The 16,053-nt window shown below is 74.2% G+C and carries 13 protein-coding genes and 1 pseudogene; 7 read left to right on the top strand and 7 right to left on the bottom strand.

Annotation, left to right across the window (positions count from 1 at the left end; all coding sequences use genetic code 11):
* Positions 1 to 254: 254 nt before the first annotated feature.
* Genes efeO through ABEB07_RS09435 form a run of 4 tightly spaced genes read left to right on the top strand, consistent with a single transcriptional unit; the run spans position 255 to position 4,531 of the window.
* Complete coding sequence (efeO, locus tag ABEB07_RS09450; protein WP_345667842.1) at positions 255 to 1,394, top strand: iron uptake system protein EfeO; 1,140 nt, start codon at positions 255 to 257, stop codon at positions 1,392 to 1,394.
* Positions 1,395 to 1,408: 14 nt separating this feature from the next.
* The gene (gene efeB, locus ABEB07_RS09445) at positions 1,409 to 2,692 is read left to right on the top strand and encodes an iron uptake transporter deferrochelatase/peroxidase subunit (protein WP_345667841.1); all 1,284 of its coding nucleotides are present in this window, start codon (positions 1,409 to 1,411) and stop codon (positions 2,690 to 2,692) included.
* A gap of 5 nt (positions 2,693 to 2,697) precedes the next feature.
* On the top strand, positions 2,698 to 3,570 hold the full coding sequence (gene efeU / locus ABEB07_RS09440) for an iron uptake transporter permease EfeU (protein WP_176148731.1): 873 nt from the start codon (positions 2,698 to 2,700) through the stop codon (positions 3,568 to 3,570).
* Positions 3,530 to 4,531 (top strand): hypothetical protein, encoded by a 1,002-nt coding sequence (locus tag ABEB07_RS09435; RefSeq protein WP_345667840.1) that lies wholly within the window; start codon positions 3,530 to 3,532, stop codon positions 4,529 to 4,531. The genes efeU and ABEB07_RS09435 overlap by 41 nt, the downstream gene beginning before the upstream one ends.
* A 131-nt stretch (positions 4,532 to 4,662) precedes the next feature.
* On the opposite strand, the gene ABEB07_RS09430 is transcribed toward ABEB07_RS09435, so the two are convergent.
* Together ABEB07_RS09430 and ABEB07_RS09425 are read right to left on the bottom strand one after the other, a co-directional pair.
* Complete coding sequence (locus tag ABEB07_RS09430) at positions 4,663 to 5,400, bottom strand: bifunctional DNA primase/polymerase (RefSeq protein WP_164587313.1); 738 nt, start codon at positions 5,398 to 5,400, stop codon at positions 4,663 to 4,665.
* A gap of 145 nt (positions 5,401 to 5,545) precedes the next feature.
* Positions 5,546 to 6,160, bottom strand: a complete 615-nt coding sequence (locus ABEB07_RS09425; RefSeq protein WP_345667839.1) for a TetR/AcrR family transcriptional regulator — start codon at positions 6,158 to 6,160, stop codon at positions 5,546 to 5,548.
* A 181-nt stretch (positions 6,161 to 6,341) separates the two neighbouring features.
* Between ABEB07_RS09425 and ddaH the strand changes: the two are divergent.
* Positions 6,342 to 7,202: pseudogene (gene ddaH, locus ABEB07_RS09420) on the top strand (dimethylargininase); the annotation flags it as partial.
* A 46-nt stretch (positions 7,203 to 7,248) separates the two neighbouring features.
* Here ddaH and ABEB07_RS09415 read toward each other — a convergent pair.
* The 3 genes from ABEB07_RS09415 to ABEB07_RS09405 all read right to left on the bottom strand — a co-directional run bounded on the left by ABEB07_RS09415 (position 7,249) and on the right by ABEB07_RS09405 (position 11,034).
* Positions 7,249 to 8,271, bottom strand: a complete 1,023-nt coding sequence (locus ABEB07_RS09415) for a small ribosomal subunit Rsm22 family protein (protein WP_345667838.1) — start codon at positions 8,269 to 8,271, stop codon at positions 7,249 to 7,251.
* A gap of 226 nt (positions 8,272 to 8,497) precedes the next feature.
* Positions 8,498 to 9,685: a serine hydrolase domain-containing protein gene (locus ABEB07_RS09410; RefSeq protein WP_425588977.1), complete on the bottom strand. Its 1,188-nt coding sequence runs from the start codon at positions 9,683 to 9,685 to the stop codon at positions 8,498 to 8,500.
* Positions 9,628 to 11,034 carry a multidrug effflux MFS transporter gene (locus tag ABEB07_RS09405; RefSeq protein ID WP_345667837.1) on the bottom strand — a complete coding sequence of 469 codons (1,407 nt, stop codon included), beginning with the start codon at positions 11,032 to 11,034 and terminating at the stop codon, positions 9,628 to 9,630. Before ABEB07_RS09405 ends, ABEB07_RS09410 begins: the two co-directional genes overlap by 58 nt.
* Before the next feature lie 98 nt (positions 11,035 to 11,132).
* On the opposite strand from ABEB07_RS09405, the gene ABEB07_RS09400 reads away from it, so the two are divergent.
* Positions 11,133 to 12,191: a Gfo/Idh/MocA family protein gene (locus tag ABEB07_RS09400; protein WP_345667836.1), complete on the top strand. Its 1,059-nt coding sequence runs from the start codon at positions 11,133 to 11,135 to the stop codon at positions 12,189 to 12,191.
* Here the strand turns inward: ABEB07_RS09400 and ABEB07_RS09395 are convergent.
* Positions 12,178 to 13,818, bottom strand: a complete 1,641-nt coding sequence (locus ABEB07_RS09395) for an alkaline phosphatase D family protein (RefSeq protein ID WP_345667835.1) — start codon at positions 13,816 to 13,818, stop codon at positions 12,178 to 12,180. The two genes, ABEB07_RS09400 and ABEB07_RS09395, sit on opposite strands and share 14 nt — an antisense overlap.
* Before the next feature lie 154 nt (positions 13,819 to 13,972).
* Between ABEB07_RS09395 and ABEB07_RS09390 the strand changes: the two genes are divergently transcribed.
* Complete coding sequence (locus ABEB07_RS09390; RefSeq protein ID WP_345667834.1) at positions 13,973 to 14,770, top strand: SDR family oxidoreductase; 798 nt, start codon at positions 13,973 to 13,975, stop codon at positions 14,768 to 14,770.
* Positions 14,771 to 14,824: 54 nt separating this feature from the next.
* Here ABEB07_RS09390 and ABEB07_RS09385 read toward each other — a convergent pair whose 3' ends face one another.
* Positions 14,825 to 16,051 carry a D-alanyl-D-alanine carboxypeptidase family protein gene (locus tag ABEB07_RS09385; RefSeq protein ID WP_425588976.1) on the bottom strand — a complete coding sequence of 409 codons (1,227 nt, stop codon included), beginning with the start codon at positions 16,049 to 16,051 and terminating at the stop codon, positions 14,825 to 14,827.
* Between the last annotated feature and the right edge of the window lie 2 nt (positions 16,052 to 16,053).

The following is a 16,053-nucleotide window of genomic DNA, read 5'->3' as shown; positions in this document are numbered from 1 at the left end:
CATTGAAGCACTGAAACGCCGCGGTGGGCGGCACCGTCCCTTCCGGCCGACGCCGCCCTTTTTGAATCTCCCGTGACGCGCTCTTTACGTCCTCTTGGGTGGTCCGCGACCGGCCCGTTTCCAGGCTCCGCCCATGAGAGCTGAATCACGGCACACACGGGTAACAAGCGGTCCGCTGTCGGTTAAGTTAGGCAAGCCTCACCAACTGGTGTGTGCGGCGTCACGTCCTTGATCAGTCACCTGGGAGCCCCTGCATGCGAGCCGTCCGACTCTCCGTCGTCACCGCCGTCGCCACCGCGGCCGCCCTGACCTCCGTGACGGCCTGCACCTCCAAGAGCGACGCCAAGGACGGCGACGCGATCCAGGTGACCGCCGCCGACTCGACGTGCGACACCTCCGCCAAGACCGTCCCGGCCGGCCAGGTCACCCTGAAGATAGAGAACAAGGGCGCCAAGGCGACCGAGGTCGAGATCGTCTTCCCGGACGACCGGATCGTCTCCGAGAAGGAGAACATCGGCCCCGGCACCAAGTACACGCTGACCGCGGAGATCAAGGCCGGCGACTACGAGATCGCCTGCCGCCCGGGCATGAAGGGCCACGGCGTGCGGCAGAAGCTCACGGTCACCGGCGCGAACACCGCCGCCGAGCGCGACCCCGCGCTGGACCGGGCCGTCGCCGAGTACCGCCAGTACGCGCAGGACCAGGCCGACGAGACCGTGCCGCTCGCCCAGAAGTTCGCCGACGCCATCAAGGCCGGCGACCTGACGGCCGCCGAGAAGGCGTACGCCCCCTCCCGCATCGGCTGGGAGCGCACCGAGCCGGTCGCGGAGTCCTTCGGCGACATCGACCCGAAGACCGACACCCGCGCCGACGGCCTGGAGCAGGGCCAGAAGTGGACCGGCTGGCACCGCCTGGAGAAGGCGCTGTGGCAGGACAAGAAGATCGGCGCCGAGGAGAAGACCCTCGCCGACCAGCTCGTGTCCGACCTGAAGAACTGGCAGCAGCGGGTCGGCAAGGCGGAGATCACCCCCACCTCCATGGCCAACGGCGCCAAGGAGCTGCTGGACGAGGTCGCCACCGGCAAGGTCACCGGCGAGGAGGACCGCTACTCGCACACCGACCTCGTCGACTTCAAGGCCAACGTGGAGGGCGCGCAGAAGGCGTACGAACTCCTCAAGCCGGTCGCGAAGAAGAACGACGCGGCGCTGACCGGTGAGCTGGACAAGCAGTTCGCCGCCCTGAACACGGTCCTGGACAAGTACCGCACGGACAAGACGTCCTACGACTTCGTCTCCTACGACAAGGTCGGCAAGGACCAGCGCAAGGAGCTGTCGGACGCGGTGAACGCGCTCGCCGAGCCGCTGTCCAAGCTCGCCGCCGCCGTCGCGAAGTGAGCGGGCGGCCCTCGATGACCGAGACGGACACCCCGGAGCCGGGCCCCGCCGGCCGCGGCGGCGCCGCTCCCTCCCGGCGCGCCCTCATCGGCTGGGGCGGCGCCGGGCTCGCGCTCGGCGCCGTCGCGGCCGGCGGCGCGGTCGCCCTGGCCAAGGACGACGACGGCGCGGACCACACGGACACCACCGGAGCGGTGGCGTTCCACGGCGCGTACCAGGCGGGCATCGCCACGCCCGTCCAGGACCGGCTGCACTTCGCCGCGTTCGACGTGAAGACCGACGACCGGGCCGAGTTCGTCCAGCTGATGAAGGACTGGACGGCGGCGGCGCGGCGGATGACCGCGGGCCGGACGGTCGGCGAGGGCGCCACCGGCGGCCTCGCCGAGGCGCCGCCCGACGACACCGGCGAGGCGCTCGGCCTGCCGCCGTCACGGCTGACCCTCACCGTCGGCTTCGGTCCGTCGCTGTTCGACCGGTTCGGTCTGAAGGACCGCCGGCCCGAGGCCCTGGTCGACCTGCCCCCGTTCCCCGGCGACAACCTCGACCGGTCCCGCACCGGCGGCGACCTGTGCGTGCAGGCCTGCGCGGACGACCCGCAGGTGGCCGTGCACGCGATCCGCAACCTGGCCAGGATCGGCTTCGGCAAGGTCGCCATCCGCTGGTCGCAGCTCGGCTTCGGCAAGACCTCCTCCACCACCCCGGGCGCGCAGACCCCGCGCAACCTCTTCGGCTTCAAGGACGGCACCCGCAACATCGCGGGCACCGAGACCGGCCGGCTGGAGAAGTACGTGTGGGCCGGCGACGGGGACGGCGGCGCGAAGGACGCCTGGATGCACGGGGGTTCATACCTGGTGGCCCGGCGCATCCGGATGCAGATCGAGGTCTGGGACCGCACCTCGCTCTCCGAGCAGGAGGACGTGTTCGGCCGCGACAAGGGCGAGGGCGCCCCGGCCGGCAAGGCCAAGGAGCACGACGCGCCGTTCCTGAAGGCGATGAAGCCCGACGCGCACGTCCGTCTCGCGCACCCCGACTCCAACGACGGGATCACCATCCTGCGCCGGGGCTACTCCTTCACGGACGGCACGGACGGGCTGGGCCGGCTGGACGCGGGCCTGTTCTTCCTGGCCTACCAGCGCGATCCGCGCAAGGGCTTCATTCCGCTCCAGCGCCGGCTGTCGGCGCACGACGCGCTCAACGAGTACATCCAGCACGTGGGTTCGGCGGTCTTCGCGATCCCGCCCGGCGTCCGCGACGCGAACGACTGGTGGGGCCGCACCCTGCTGTCCGAGGAGGCTTAGGGCCTGTGTTCTCCAATTATCTGATCGGTCTGCGCGAGGGTCTGGAAGCCAGCCTCGTCGTGTGCATCCTGATCGCCTACCTGGTCAAGACCGGCCGCAGGGACGCCCTCAGGCCGATCTGGACGGGCATCGCCATCGCGGTCCTGCTGGCCATGGGCTTCGGCTGCGTGCTGGAGTTCGGCTCGCAGGAGATGACGTTCCAGGCGCAGGAGGGGCTGGGCGGTTCGCTGTCCATCGTCGCGGTGGGCCTGGTGACGTGGATGGTCTTCTGGATGCGGCGCACCGCCCGGCACCTGAAGGCGGAGCTGCACGGCAAGCTGGACCAGGCGCTGGCGATGGGCACCGGCGCGCTGGTGGCGACCGCGTTCCTGGCGGTGGGCCGGGAGGGTCTGGAGACCGCGCTGTTCGTGTGGGCGTCGGTGCACGCCGCCTCCGACGGCACCCCGCGCCCGCTGGTCGGCGTCGCCCTCGGGCTGGCCACCGCGGTCCTGCTGGGCTGGCTGTTCTACCGGGGCGCGCTGCGCATCAACCTGGCGAAGTTCTTCACCTGGACCGGCGCGATGCTGGTGGTGGTCGCGGCGGGCGTGCTGGCGTACGGCGTGCACGACCTCCAGGAGGCCGACCTGGTGCCGGGCCTGACCCACCTGGCCTTCGACATCAGCGGCACCATCGAGCCGGACAGCTGGTACGGCACGCTGCTGAAGGGCGTGTTCAACTTCCAGCCCGACCCTACCGTCCTCCAGGTCACGGTGTGGCTGCTGTACCTGGTCCCGGCGCTCGCACTGTTCTTCGCCCCGGTAGGGTTCGCCTCCGGGAAGGGGAAGGTGACGGTAGCTGATGAGCAGGGTCCGCGGCCCTCGAAGGCTTCGCAGGCTTGAGCGCGGGGTGCTGGCGGCGGCCTCGGTGGCCGCGCTGGCGCTGACGGCGAGCGGGTGTGTGGTGGTGCACGGCGAGCGGGAGGTGCTTCCGGCCGCCACCCGCGCCGAGGCCGCCCGGGCGCTGGACGCGTTCACCGACGCCTACAACAGGGCCGACAAGGCGTACGACGGTTCGCTGGACGCCGGGTACGTCACCGGGGCGCTCGGCGCGATCGACGCGGCGCGGCTGAGGGCCGGGCACGCCACCAGTCCCGGCGGCAACCCCGCGCACACACCGCTGAAGCTGACCGACGCGACGTTCACGATCCCCAAGAAGGCGGGCTGGCCGCGCTGGTTCGTCGCCGACGCCAAGGCCAACAAGGGCGGCGACGCGCGCTGGCTGCTGGTGTTCACCCGGGAGGAACCGGACGCGAAGTGGCGGGCGGCGTATCTGACGCTGGTGGCGCCCTCGGTGCTGCCGGCGTTCCGTACGGACGCGGACGGCTGGGCCGAGGCGGTGCCCGCCGGCTCGGCCGGGCAGCTCGCGCCGCCCGGCGATCTCAGCCGGGACTACGCGGCGTACCTCAAGGACGGCGGCGGCTCCTTCGCCGCCGGGCCGTACACCAGCGACTGGCGTGCGCAGCGCGCCAGGACGGCCGTCCGGCCGGGTCTGGCCACCCAGTACATCGACGAGCCGCTGACGAACGGCGGCTACGCGCCGCTGGCGCTGCGCACCGCCGACGGGGGCGCGCTGGTGTTCTTCGCGGCGCACCACTATCAGAAGCAGACCGCCGCCGCGGGCGCCTCGGTGCCCGCGCCGAACCAGAGCGTGCGGGCGCTGACCGAGGGCGAGATCAAGCAGTCGCTGACGATGGAGTTCGTCTCCAGCCAGGTCGCCCTGGACCCGGCGCGGGACGCGGCCGGCGGGAAGCTCAAGCTGCTGGGCCGCATCCAGGGGCTCACGGGGGCGCAGGGCGGGTGACGGGCCCGGGGCCTGCGGGTTGAGAACTACGGGTCCGGGGCCTATGGGTCCGGGGCTTACGGGTCCGGGGCTTACGGGTTCGAGGGCCGCGGGTCAGGGGCCGGTCGGTCCGGGGGCGCGGGAGGCGCGGGTCAGTGGCGCATGGGCCAGGCGCTGCCCACGTGGCCGGACTCCTCGCCCACGTGGCGGGCGCAGGCGTCGGTGAGGACTTCGAGGAGGCTGAGCGGGTCGGGCAGCGGATGCTCCGGGCCGCGCACCCAGCGCACCGCGCGGCCGTCGTCGCCGGGCAGCCGGGCCGGCGGTACGAGGACGTAGGAGCCGCGGCAGTGCCAGCGCAGGCCGGGATGCTCGTCCATGGTCTCCGGGTGGCAGTCCAGCTCGCACGGCCACCACTCGTCCTCGTCCTCGGGGGTGCCGCGGGTGGCGGTGAAGAACAGCAGCCGGCCGTCGTCGCTCTCGGCGACCGGGCCGACCTCGATCCCGGCGGCGAGCAGCCGGTCCATCGCCTCCCGTCCGGCTTCCAGGGGCACGTCGAGGACGTCGTGCACCATGCCGGTGGCGGTGATGAAGTTGGCCTGCGGCTGGTGCCGGGCCCAGCGCTCGATCTGCGCCCGGTCGGTGGTGGACTGGGTCTGCCAGGCGAAGGACACCGGGTGCCGGGCGGGCGTGGGACAGCCGACGCGGTCGCAGGAACAGCCGTAGCCGGCCCCGGGGTGCGCGGCGGGCGCCAGCGGCAGTCCCGCGGCGGCGGAGGCGAGCAGCTGGGCCTGACGGCCGTCGTCCCCGGCGGTCTCCTTCGGGCGGCGTCCGCGCAGCCACTGGGAGAGTTTGCCCTGCCGGCCGGTGCGGCCGCCGAACTCCGCGCTCATCTATCCCCTCGCCTCGTTGGTCGCCTCGCTGGTGTGGACAGCATGCTCCATGGTCCCACCATCCTGCGCCTTCCGTGGACGGCGTCCGCCTCCGGGGTGGGGGCGGCGGGGAGCAGGAGGGGAGGCAAAGGGCGCACGACGGGGCTCAGCGGGGGGCGATTCCGTACAGCGCGTAGTCGACCAGGGTGTCCGTGTAGGCGTGGGTGATCGGGCCGGTGTGCTGGAGCCAGCGCTGGGCGAGCGGGGAGACGAAGAGTTCCAGGGCGATGCGCGGGTCCACCTCGGGCCGCACCGCTCCCCGCTCCTGGGCGGCGCGCAGCCGGCGCACGTAGAGCTGGAGCTGCGGTTCGAGCAGGTGGGCGACGAAGCGGCGGCCGAGTTCCTCGTTGACCAGGCCCTCGGCGGCCAGCGCGCGGGAGGGCGCGTCGAAGCGCGGGTCGAGCAGTTCGTCCACGGTGGCGCGCAGGACGGCCTTGAGGTCGGCGGCGAGGTCTCCAGTGTCGGGGATCTCGTACGGCTGGTGCCCGGCCTCGCGGGCGGCCTCCTCGGCGAGGTCGAGGAAGGCCTCCAGCAGGACGTCCGCCTTCGACGGCCACCAGCGGTAGATCGTCTGCTTGCCGACTCCGGCGCGGGCCGCGATGCCCTCGACCGTGGTCCTCGGGTAGCCGATCTCGGCGACGAGCGCGAGGGCCGCGTCGTAGATCGCGCGGCGGGACCGCTCGCTGCGGCGGGTGGCGTCGGGGGCGGGCTTGTCGACCATGGGGCGACGGTAGCAGGCGGGTGAGACGGGGCGTCTCGCCATGGGGAGGGCGGGGGCGCGGGGCGGGTGCGCCGGCTGCCGCCGCTGCGCCGGGTACGCCACTCAGGCGGGCGAAAGGGGCCGTCCGGCCCGCGCGGTGCGGGCGTAGGCGGGTCACCATGGTCAGCAGGCACCGCACCGAGCAGCCCCCCGCAGCCCTGAGGCATCCGAGGAGCCCGCCTTGGCCCGTACCCGCAGCGCCGTGCCCCGGCGCTACCTGATGTGCCCGCCCGCGCACTTCACCGTGCGCTACTCCCTCAACCCGTGGATGGACCCCGGCAAACCGGTCGACACCCCGCTGGCGCTGGCCCAGTGGGAGCAGCTGCGCGCGGTGTACCGCTCGCTTGGGCACACCGTGCGGGAGCTGGCGCCCGTGCCGGGGCTGCCGGACATGGTGTTCACGGCGAACGGCGCGACGGTGGCCGACGGCCGGGTGTTCGGCGCCCGGTTCGCCCACCCGGAGCGGGAGCCGGAGGCCGAGGCGCACCTGGAGTGGTTCGCGGAGCACGGCTTCGGCCACCTGCACGTGCCCACGCACATCAACGAGGGCGAGGGCGACCTCGCCGTCACCGCGTCGTATCTGCTGGGCGGCCGGGGCTTCCGGACCAATCCGCTGGCGCACGGGGAGGCGCAGGAGTTCTTCGGCCGCCCGGTGATCGGCCTGGAGCTGGTCGACCCCCGCTTCTACCACCTGGACCTGGCGCTGGCGGTGCTGGACGACGCGGCGGACGAGGTGGCGTACTACCCGGGCGCCTTCTCCCCCGGCAGCCGGGAGGTGCTGCGGCGGCTGTTCCCGGACGCGCTGCTCGCGACCGAGGAGGACGCGCTCGCCTTCGGCCTGAACGCCGTCTCCGACGGGCTGCACGTGGTGCTGTCGCAGACCGCGGCCGGGCTGTTCGGGCCGTTGCGCGAGCGCGGCTTCGAACCGGTCGGCGTGGACGTCGGCGAGCTGCACCGGGGCGGCGGCAGCGTGAAGTGCTGCTCGCTGGAGCTGCGGGGGTGAGGCGCCGCGCGCTGTCGGCTCGCAGGGGTGAGGTGCGTCCAGGGGGCTAGATCTGTGGGGGCCAGGGGTCGCCCCAGTCGGCGTCCCTCGCCGCCTTGTACAGGTCGCCGTGGCGTTTGGTGACGGTGCGGCGGCGCAGCTGCTCCGGCTCTCCGGGGCTGCCGGACTCGTCCGGCGCCTGGGCGGGCTCGCACAGGTCCAGCAGGACCTGCCCCTTGCGGATCTGCGGTCGCCGTACGACGCGGGCGGCGGCCGGGGTGGCCGGGAAGCGGGCGGCGGCGACGTAGGAGAACTTCTCGTCCTCGTAGGCGAGGGAGCCGCCCTTGACCTGCCGGTGCAGGGAGGAACGGCTGACCCGGGCCGAGAAGTGGCACCAGTCGGTGCCGGGCACGATCGGGCAGGCGGCGCTGTGCGGGCAGGGCGCGGCGACGCGGAAGCCGGCCTGGATCAGGCGGTCACGGGCCTCGATGACGCGGGCGTAGCCGTCGGGCGTGCCCGGCTCCACGATCACGACGGCCTGGGCGGCGGCGGCCGCCGCGTCCACGACGGCGGTGCGGTCGGCCGCGGTCAGCTCGCCGAGGACGTAGGAGACGGTGACGAGGTCGGTGGGGTCGAGGGTGAGCGCCGTGCCGATGCGGGCGCGCTGCCAGTGGGCGGCGCGCAGGGCGGGGTGGGCGGCGGCGATCTCGCGGCCGAGGGCGAGGGCGGCGTCGGACCAGTCGAGCACCGTGGTGGGGCGGGGGGCGGGCCAGGTGGCGGCGGCGGCCCAGGTGGCGGCGCCGGTGCCGCCGCCGATGTCGGTGTGGCCGGCGGGGGTCCAGTCGGGGGCCGCGTCCGCGAAGGCGGTGAGGGCGGTGTGGACCGCCTCGAAGGTGGCGGGCATGCGGTAGGCGGCGTAGGCGGTGGCGTCGGCGTGGTTGCGGAGGATGGGAGTGTGGGTGGGGGTGGTGCCGCGGTAGTTCTCGATCAGGCGCTCCACGGCGCCTGCGGCCTGCTTCGGCGGGAGGCCGTCGAGGAGGGCGGTCAGTGCGGTGCGGAGGGTCTCCGACGGGGGGGCGTGCTCGTTCACTGCGTGATTGTCTCAGTGGGGTGGGGGTGGGTGGGGTCTGTTGTCGGGTGCGGGTTGCTTGGGGCTGGGCGCGCAGTTCCCCGCGCCCCTTGTAGGGCGCCGGAGTTCCTGGGCGCGCCCGCGCGGCGGAGCCGCAGAACGACACAGCCCCGCGCCCCTTGTAGGGCAACGGAGTTCCTGGGCGCGCCCACGCGGCGGAGCCGCAGAACGACACAGCCCCGCGCCCCTACGGGGCCTTGCGTACGGCTCGGGAGAGGTGGGTTGCCGTGGTGGCTCGAGGGGTGTTGGTCGGGGGGTGGCGGTGGGGGTGGACCTTGTTGGTGAGGAGGACGAGGAAGGTGTCCGTGGCGGGGTCCAGGATCAGGGAGGTGCCGGTGAAGCCGGTGTGGCCGGCCGCGCCGCGGCCCGCCAGCTCGCCCATGAACCAGGGCTGGTCCAGGGCGAAGCCCAGGCCCGGAGGGGTCAGCAGGAGGTCGACGAAGTCGGGGCCGAGGATGCGGGCGGGGCCGTAGGAGCCGCCGGCCAGCAGGGTGCGGCAGAAGACCGCGAGGTCGGTCGCCGTGGCGAACAGGCCCGCGTGGCCGGCCACCCCGCCCAGCGCCCACGCGTTCTCGTCGTGCACCTCGCCGCGCAGCATGCCCCGGTCCGCCTTGGCCCACGGCCGGCGCTGGTCCTCGGTGGCCGCCGCGTTCGGGCAGGGGCCGAAGCAGGTCGCGGCCATGCCCAGGGGGTGGGTGATCCCGTCGCGGATCAGGACGTCCAGGCGGCGGCCCGTGAGGCGTTCGAGGAGGTGCTGGAGCAGGATGAGGTTGAGGTCGGAGTAGGTGTGGGTCCCGGGGCGGGCGATCGGGGCCTCCGCGCGCAGCATCGCGAGGCGGGCGGCGTCGTCCGGGCAGTCGTACAGGGGCAGTTCGGGGCGCAGGCCGGAGGTGTGGGTGAGCAGCTGCCGTACGGTCAGGTCGTGCGCGGCGGCGGCGTGGAAGTCCGGCAGGAACGCCCCCACCCGCGCGTCGATGCCCAGGGTGCCCCGCTCGATCTGCTGCACGACGGCCACCGCGGTGAACAGCTTGGTCAGGGAGGCCAGGTCGAAGGGGGTGTCGAGGGTCATCGGCACCCGTGCCTCGGGCGGGAGTTCGACGCCGCGGCCGGTGTCGGGGTCGTAGGAGCCGTACCGTACGGCCCAGCCGGCCGCCTCGGCGACGGCGATCACCGGGCCGCGGCCGGCGACCACCACGGCGCCCGGCGCCCAGGGCCGGTCCCCGGCGGTCAGGGCGCGCACCTCGCGGACGAGGCAGCCCAGTTCGGCGGGGTCGAGGCCGGCTCGCAGCGGCGTGCCCCGGCGCAGTCTCGGTGCGCTCAGCTCTCTTCCCCCTCCGCGCCCGCGGTCGTGTCGGTTGCTTCCCAGGGACGGCACAGTCCCACGAAGCAGGCCAGCGCGGCCAGTGCGGCGACCAGTTGGACGACGGCCATCGGGACGGCGGTGTGCTCGCCGGCGACGCCGACCAGCGGGGAGGCCACCGCGCCGACCAGGAACGAGGTGGTGCCGAGCAGCGCGGAGGCGGCGCCGGCGCTGTGCCGGGTGCGCATCAGGGCGAGGGCCTGGGTGTTGGGCATGGTGACGCCCATCGCGGACATGAGCACGAACAGCGCGGCGGCGACGGGCGCGAGCCCCACCTCGCCGAAGGCGCCGGCCGCCATCAGCAGCAGCGCGGCCGCCGCGAGGATGACCACGACGAGCCCGACGGCCAGCACCCGGTCCAGCCGGACCCGGCCGACCAGCACCTTGCCGTTGATCTGGCCGACGACGACCAGCCCGACCGAGTTGAGCCCGAACAGCAGGCTGAAGGTCTGCGGGGAGGCGCCGTAGATCTCCTGGATGACGAACGGCGACGCCGATATGTAGGCGAAGAGGGAGGCGAAGGCGAAGCCGCCGGCGATCATGTAGCCGGTGAAGGCGCGGTCGGCGAGCAGTCGCCGCATCCCGCCGAGCGCCTGCCGCACTCCCCCCTCGTGCCGTTCCTCCGGCGGCAGGGTCTCCGGCAGCCGCGTCCACACGAGGGCGCCGAGCAGCACGCCGACCACCGTGAGCACCACGAACACGCCCCGCCAGTCGGTCACCCGCAGGATCTGGCCGCCGATCAGCGGCGCCACGATCGGGGCGACGCCGGAGATCAGCATGAGCGTGGAGAAGAACCGGGCCATGGCCACGCCGTCGTACAGGTCGCGGACGACCGCGCGGGCGATCACGATCCCGGCCGCGCCCGCCAGGCCCTGCGCCAGCCGGAAGGCGACCAGCACCTCGACGTTGGGTGCGAGCGCGCACAGGGCGGTGGCCAGGACGTAGACGGCGAGGCCGGCCAGCAGCGGGCGGCGGCGGCCCCAGCGGTCGCTCATCGGGCCGACCACGAGCTGTCCGAGCGCCATCCCGGCCAGGCAGGCGGTGAGGGTGAGCTGCACGGTCGCGGCGGGCGCGTGCAGGGACCGGGTCACCTCCGGCAGGGAGGGCAGGTACATGTCCATCGCCAGCGGGGGCGTGGCGGTGAGGCCGCCGAGGACCAGGGTGACCAGGAGGCTCGTGCGGCGCACGGCGGCGGCGCCCGGCCCGGCGGTGGGCGACCCCGTGGTGGGCGGTCCCGCGAGAGGCGGCCCCGCGGCGCCCGGTCCCGCGGTGAGCGGCTGCTCCGTGCCGGCCGTCGTGCGCGATGCGTCCTGTGTGTGCGGTACGTGCGGTACGTGCGGTTCGGCTGTCCCGCCCTGCGACATGCGTCCCTCCCTCTCCGGCTGGTCCGCCACCTATGCTCTCAGCTCGTACACCGTGCCGAGGAACGCTTGAACGAGGGTGGGGTCAGGGGATGTCCGGGATGACGGAGCAGAAGGTGCGCTGGGGGATCCTCGCGACCGGCGGTATCGCCGCCCACTTCGCGGCGGACCTGGTGGACCTGCCGGACGCCGAGGTGGTGGCGGTGGCCTCGCGCCGGGCCGAGTCGGCGACGGCGTTCGCGGAGCGGTTCGGCATCGGGCGCGCCTACGGCTCCTGGGAGTCGCTGGCGCACGACGAGGACGTGGACGTCGTCTACGTCGCCACCCCGCACGTCGCCCACCGCGCCGCCGCCGGACTGTGCCTGGCGGCCGGCCGGAACGTGCTGTGCGAGAAGCCGTTCACGCTGAACCTGCGCGAGGCCGCCGAGCTGGTCGCCCTCGCCCGCGCGCACGACCGCTTCCTGATGGAGGCCATGTGGATGTACTGCAATCCGCTGGTACGGCGGCTCAAGGCGCTGGTCGACGACGGCGCGATCGGCGAGGTGCGCACCGTGCAGGCCGACTTCGGTCTGGCCGGCCCCTTCCCGCCCGCGCACCGGCTGCGCGACCCGCACCTGGGCGGCGGCGCGCTGCTCGACCTCGGCGTCTACCCGGTGTCGTTCGCGCAGCTGCTGCTCGGCGAGCCGGCGGACCTCACGGCGCGGGCGGTGCTCTCGCCGGAGGGCGTGGACCTTCAGACCGGCGCGCTGCTGTCCTGGGAGAGCGGCGCGCTGGCCCAGCTGCACTGCTCCCTCACCGGCGGTACGGCCACCGGCGCCTCCGTCACCGGCTCCGCGGGCCGCATCGACGTGCCGTCGGGCTTCTTCCACCCGGACCGGTTCGTGCTGCACCGCGACGGCCGCGAGCCGCGCGAGTTCACCGCCGACCCGGCGGACGGGCCGCGCACCAGCATGCGGCACGAGGCGCTTGAGGTGATGCGGGCGCTGCGCGCGGGCGAGCGGGAGTCGCCGGTGGTGCCGCTGGAGGGCACCCTCGCGGTGATGCGGACGCTGGACGCGATCCGGGAGCGGATCGGTGTGCGCTACCCGGGCGAGGAGGCCGGCCCCGGGGACGGGGCCGGCCCCCGGGAGGGCGCCGGGGCGGCGGTCACGCCGGCTTGAGCCCCGGCTCGCCCGCCTCCGTCACGAAGGAGGCGGCGGTCGTGAGCGGCGCGCCCGGCCTGGTCACCTGGGAGACCGTCTTGAAGTCGGCGCGCGCCAGCCGGCGGTCCAGCGCCACCGTGGCGTAGCCGCGCAGCCCGTTGAAGAACCTGAGGTGCGGGTTGGCGGTCATCAGGGTGTTCCAGTTGGACGGCTTCGCCGAGCCGTCGCCGCCGCTGGTGACGGAGGAGGTGACGATCTCGGTGCCCACGGTGGGGGAATCCGGGTCGGCGAAGTCGCGCTTGATGTCGAAGGCGTAGTGCACGTGGACGTCGCCGGTGAGCACCATCAGGTTCTCCACCCCGGCGGCCCGCGCGCCGGCCAGCACCCGTTCCCGGGAGGCCGGGTAGCCGTCCCAGGAGTCCATGGAGAGCTTGGACGGCACGGTGGTGGAGTTGCGGCGCTCGGAGAAGGTGACCTGCTGGGGCACGACGTTCCACAGCGCGTCCGAGCGGCGCCAGCCGTCGATCAGCCAGCGTTCCTGGGCGCCGCCGGTCAGGGTGCGCGCCGGGTCCTCGGACTCCGGGCCGCCGTACTGCCAGCCGTCGCCGTACGCCTGGTCGGAGCGGTACTGGCGGGTGTCGAGGACGTCGAACTGGGCGAGCCGGCCCCAGTGCAGGCGGCGGTAGAGCCTGAGGTCGGGGCCGTGCGGCAGCTGGGGGCTGCGCAGCGGCATGTTCTCCCAGTAGGCGCGGTAGGCGGCGGCCCGGCGCAGCAGGAACGCGTCGCGGGGGCCGTCGGTCTCCGGGACGTCGTCGGCGTAGTTGTTCTCGGTCTCGTGGTCGTCCCAGGTGACGATGAAGGGGTGGGCGGCGTGCGCGGCGCGCAGGTCGGGGTCCGACTTGTAGAGGGCGTAGCGCAGGCGGTAGTCCTCCAGGGTCACCGTCTCGTGGCCGAACAGCGCGGGGAGGGTGCCCTTGGGCAGGCCGCGGGCGCCGCCGGCGGAGTCGACGGCGTACTCGTAGAGGTAGTCGCCGAGGTGGAAGACCACGTCCACGTCGTCCTGGGCCAGGTGCCGGTAGGCGGTGTAGTGGCCCTCGTCGTAGCGCTGGCAGGAGACCAGGCCGAAGGTCAGGCCGGTGGGCCGGCTGCCGGCGGCGGGCGCGGTGCGGGTGCGGCCGGCCGGGCTGGTCCAGCGGCCGGCGCGGAAGCGGTAGTGGTAGACGCGGCCGGGCGCGAGGTGGCCGACCTCGACGTGCACGGTGTGCTGGAACTCGGGGTGGGCGGTGGCGGTTCCGCGTCTGACGACGCGCCGGAACCGCTCGTCGAGGGCGAGTTCCCACCGCACGGCCACGCGCCGCGCAGGCAGTCCGCCGTCGGCCTGGTACGGGGCGGGCGCGAGGCGGGTCCACAGCAGGACGGAGTCGGGCAGCGGGTCGCCGGAGGCGATGCCGAGGGTGAACGGGTCGGCGGGAATCCGGGCCGGGTCCAGTTCGGCGGCGCTCGCGGCGCCGGCGGCGGGCAGGTTGACGGCGAAGGCGAGCGCGGCGGCGGCGCCGGTGCCGGTCAGGAAGCGGCGGCGGCCCAACGAGCGGGCGGCGGCTCGCAGTTCGGGCGCGTGCACGGGCTGGCGGTTCGCGGGCGTCATCCGGGTCCTCCCCTTGCGGTGGGTGCGCGGTGCGCGGTGCAAGGGCATTCGACCGGTCCGGGACGACCTGAACTTGGCACGGGCATGACCATCCCATGGCGGTGGGATGAGTTCCGCGCGCTGCCGCGCACCGCCACGCCGTACGCTGCGCCCCATGAACACCGTGAACAACGCAGGAGACGTACGGCCCGGCGGCGCGGGCGGGGCCGGACGGGTCGCCGTGGTGACCGGCGCCGGTTCGGGGATCGGGCGGGCGGTCGCCGTCGAACTGCTGCGCGGCGGCTGGTCGGTGGCGCTGGCGGGGCGGCGCGCCGGGGCGCTGGAGGAGACGGCGGCGCTCGTCCCCGGGGCCGCCGCGCTCGCCGTGCGCACCGATGTGGCGCGGGAGGAGGAGGTGGCCGCGCTCTTCGCCGCCGTGGTGGACCGGTTCGGCCGGGTGGACCTGCTGTTCAACAACGCGGGCACGTTCGGGCCCGGCGGGGTGCCGGTGGAGGAGCTGTCCTACGAGGCGTGGAAGCACGTGGTGGACACCAACCTCAACGGGGCGTTCCTGTGCGCCCGGGAGGCGTACCGGCGGATGAAGGAGCAGGACCCGCAGGGCGGCCGGATCATCAACAACGGCTCGATCTCCGCGCACACCCCCCGGCCGCACTCCGCGCCCTACACCGCCACCAAGCACGCCCTGACCGGTCTGACGAAGGCGCTGTCGCTGGACGGGCGGGCGTACCGGATCGCGGTCGGGCAGATCGACATCGGCAACGCCGCCACCGACATGACCGCCCGGATGCAGCGGGGCGTGCTCCAGGCCAACGGGGAGGTGGCCGCCGAGCCGGTGATGGACGTCGCCGACGTGGCCCGCACGGTGCGGCACATGGCCGAACTGCCGCTGGAGGCGAACGTGCAGTTCACGACGGTGCTGGCGACGGCGATGCCGTACGTGGGGCGCGGCTGAGCCGGGGCGGGTCGGCGGCGGATCGGCGGCGCTGGCGGCCGGGTCGGCGGCGGGTCAGCGGCGGTGGCGGCCCCGTGTCTCGCTCTCGGGGCCGCCGGGAGTTCTGGAGTCGCCGGAAGCGCCGGGAGTTCCAGGGCCGTCGGGCGTGTCGGGGCGGGCGCGGCGGGGGGCGGGGGCGGTCCCGGTCGCCGGTGCGGCTCTGCGGGACCGTGTCCGGCGGCGCAGCGCCCACGCCCCGCCGGCCAGCAGCGCCGCGGTGAGGCCCGCGCCCTCCAGCAGCCTGCCGGTCGAGGGCCCGGCGTCGGCCGCGACGAACGGCCCGCCCGGGCCGTCCGCGGCCCCGCCGCCCCGCTGTCCGGACGGGCCGCCCGCCCTGGCGCCGCCCTCGCTCAGCGGATCGACCAGGGCGCCCACCGCCCGTACCGCGCCGCCCTGCGCGAAGCCCCAGTCGAGCAGGGCCGCGGTCTCCTCGTAGACGGCGTTGGCGCCGGCCGCGGGGTGCATCACGGTGACGAGCAGGGTGCGGCCGCCGCGCACGGCGGCCCCGGTGAAGGTGTTCCCGGCGTGCGAGGTGTAGCCGTTCTTCACGCCGATCATGCCGTCGTACGTCCGCAGCCCCCACGACCCGGTCAGCAGGCGGTCGGTGTTCTGGATCTGGAACGTCTTCGCGCCGCCGGCCGGGAAGTCGGCGGTGCGGGTGCCGCAGTAGCCGCGGAAGTCGGCGTTCCTCAGTCCGTGCCGGGCGAACAGGGTCAGGTCGTAGGCGGAGGAGAGCTGGCCCGGGTGGTCGTAGCCGTCGGGGCTGACCACCCGGGTGTCCAGGGCCTGGAGGTCGGCCGCCCTGGCCTGCATCTCGGCGACCGTCTTGGCGATGCCGCCGTTCATCGCGGCGAGCACGTGCACCGCGTCGTTGCCCGAGCGCAGGAACACGCCCTGCCACAACTGCTCGACGGTGTAGGTGGTTCCGGGCTGGATGCCGACGAGGCTGGAGCCCTCGGGGATGTCGGCCAGGTCGGCCGCGGTGACCGTGTGCCGGTCGGTGCGCGGGAACTTGGCCAGCACCGTGTCCGCGAACAGCATCTTCAGCGTGGAGGCGGGCGCCAGGCGCTCGTGCGCGCGGCAGGCGGCGAGCACCTCCCCGCTCTCCCAGTCGGCGAGCAGCCAGGCGCGGGCGGAGAGCCGGGCGGGCAGGGCGGTGGCGCCGCGCGCCTGCGTCTCGGGGTGGGCGAGCAGGGCGCCCTCGATCTCGGCCGGGTCCACGCGGTGGCCGCGGATCTTGATCT

The sequence above is a fragment of the Streptomyces similanensis genome (assembly GCF_039543625.1).
Taxonomy (GTDB): Bacteria; Actinomycetota; Actinomycetes; order Streptomycetales; family Streptomycetaceae; genus Streptomyces; species Streptomyces similanensis.
Note: the sequence above shows the minus strand (reverse complement) of the source record. Positions and strands in the feature narration are given on the sequence as shown.

Bases quoted from the DNA above. Each gene is read 5' to 3' on its own strand.
- efeO (WP_345667842.1), top strand. From the start codon at position 255: ATGCGAGCCGTCCGACTCTCCGTCGTCACCGCCGTCGCCACCGCGGCC.
- efeB (WP_345667841.1), top strand. From the start codon at position 1,409: ATGACCGAGACGGACACCCCGGAGCCGGGCCCCGCCGGCCGCGGCGGC.
- ABEB07_RS09435 (WP_345667840.1), top strand. From the start codon at position 3,530: ATGAGCAGGGTCCGCGGCCCTCGAAGGCTTCGCAGGCTTGAGCGCGGG.
- ABEB07_RS09430 (WP_164587313.1), bottom strand. From the start codon at position 5,400: ATGAGCGCGGAGTTCGGCGGCCGCACCGGCCGGCAGGGCAAACTCTCC.
- ABEB07_RS09425 (WP_345667839.1), bottom strand. From the start codon at position 6,160: ATGGTCGACAAGCCCGCCCCCGACGCCACCCGCCGCAGCGAGCGGTCC.
- ABEB07_RS09405 (WP_345667837.1), bottom strand. From the start codon at position 11,034: ATGTCGCAGGGCGGGACAGCCGAACCGCACGTACCGCACGTACCGCAC.
- ABEB07_RS09400 (WP_345667836.1), top strand. From the start codon at position 11,133: ATGACGGAGCAGAAGGTGCGCTGGGGGATCCTCGCGACCGGCGGTATC.
- ABEB07_RS09395 (WP_345667835.1), bottom strand. From the start codon at position 13,818: ATGACGCCCGCGAACCGCCAGCCCGTGCACGCGCCCGAACTGCGAGCC.
- ABEB07_RS09390 (WP_345667834.1), top strand. From the start codon at position 13,973: ATGAACACCGTGAACAACGCAGGAGACGTACGGCCCGGCGGCGCGGGC.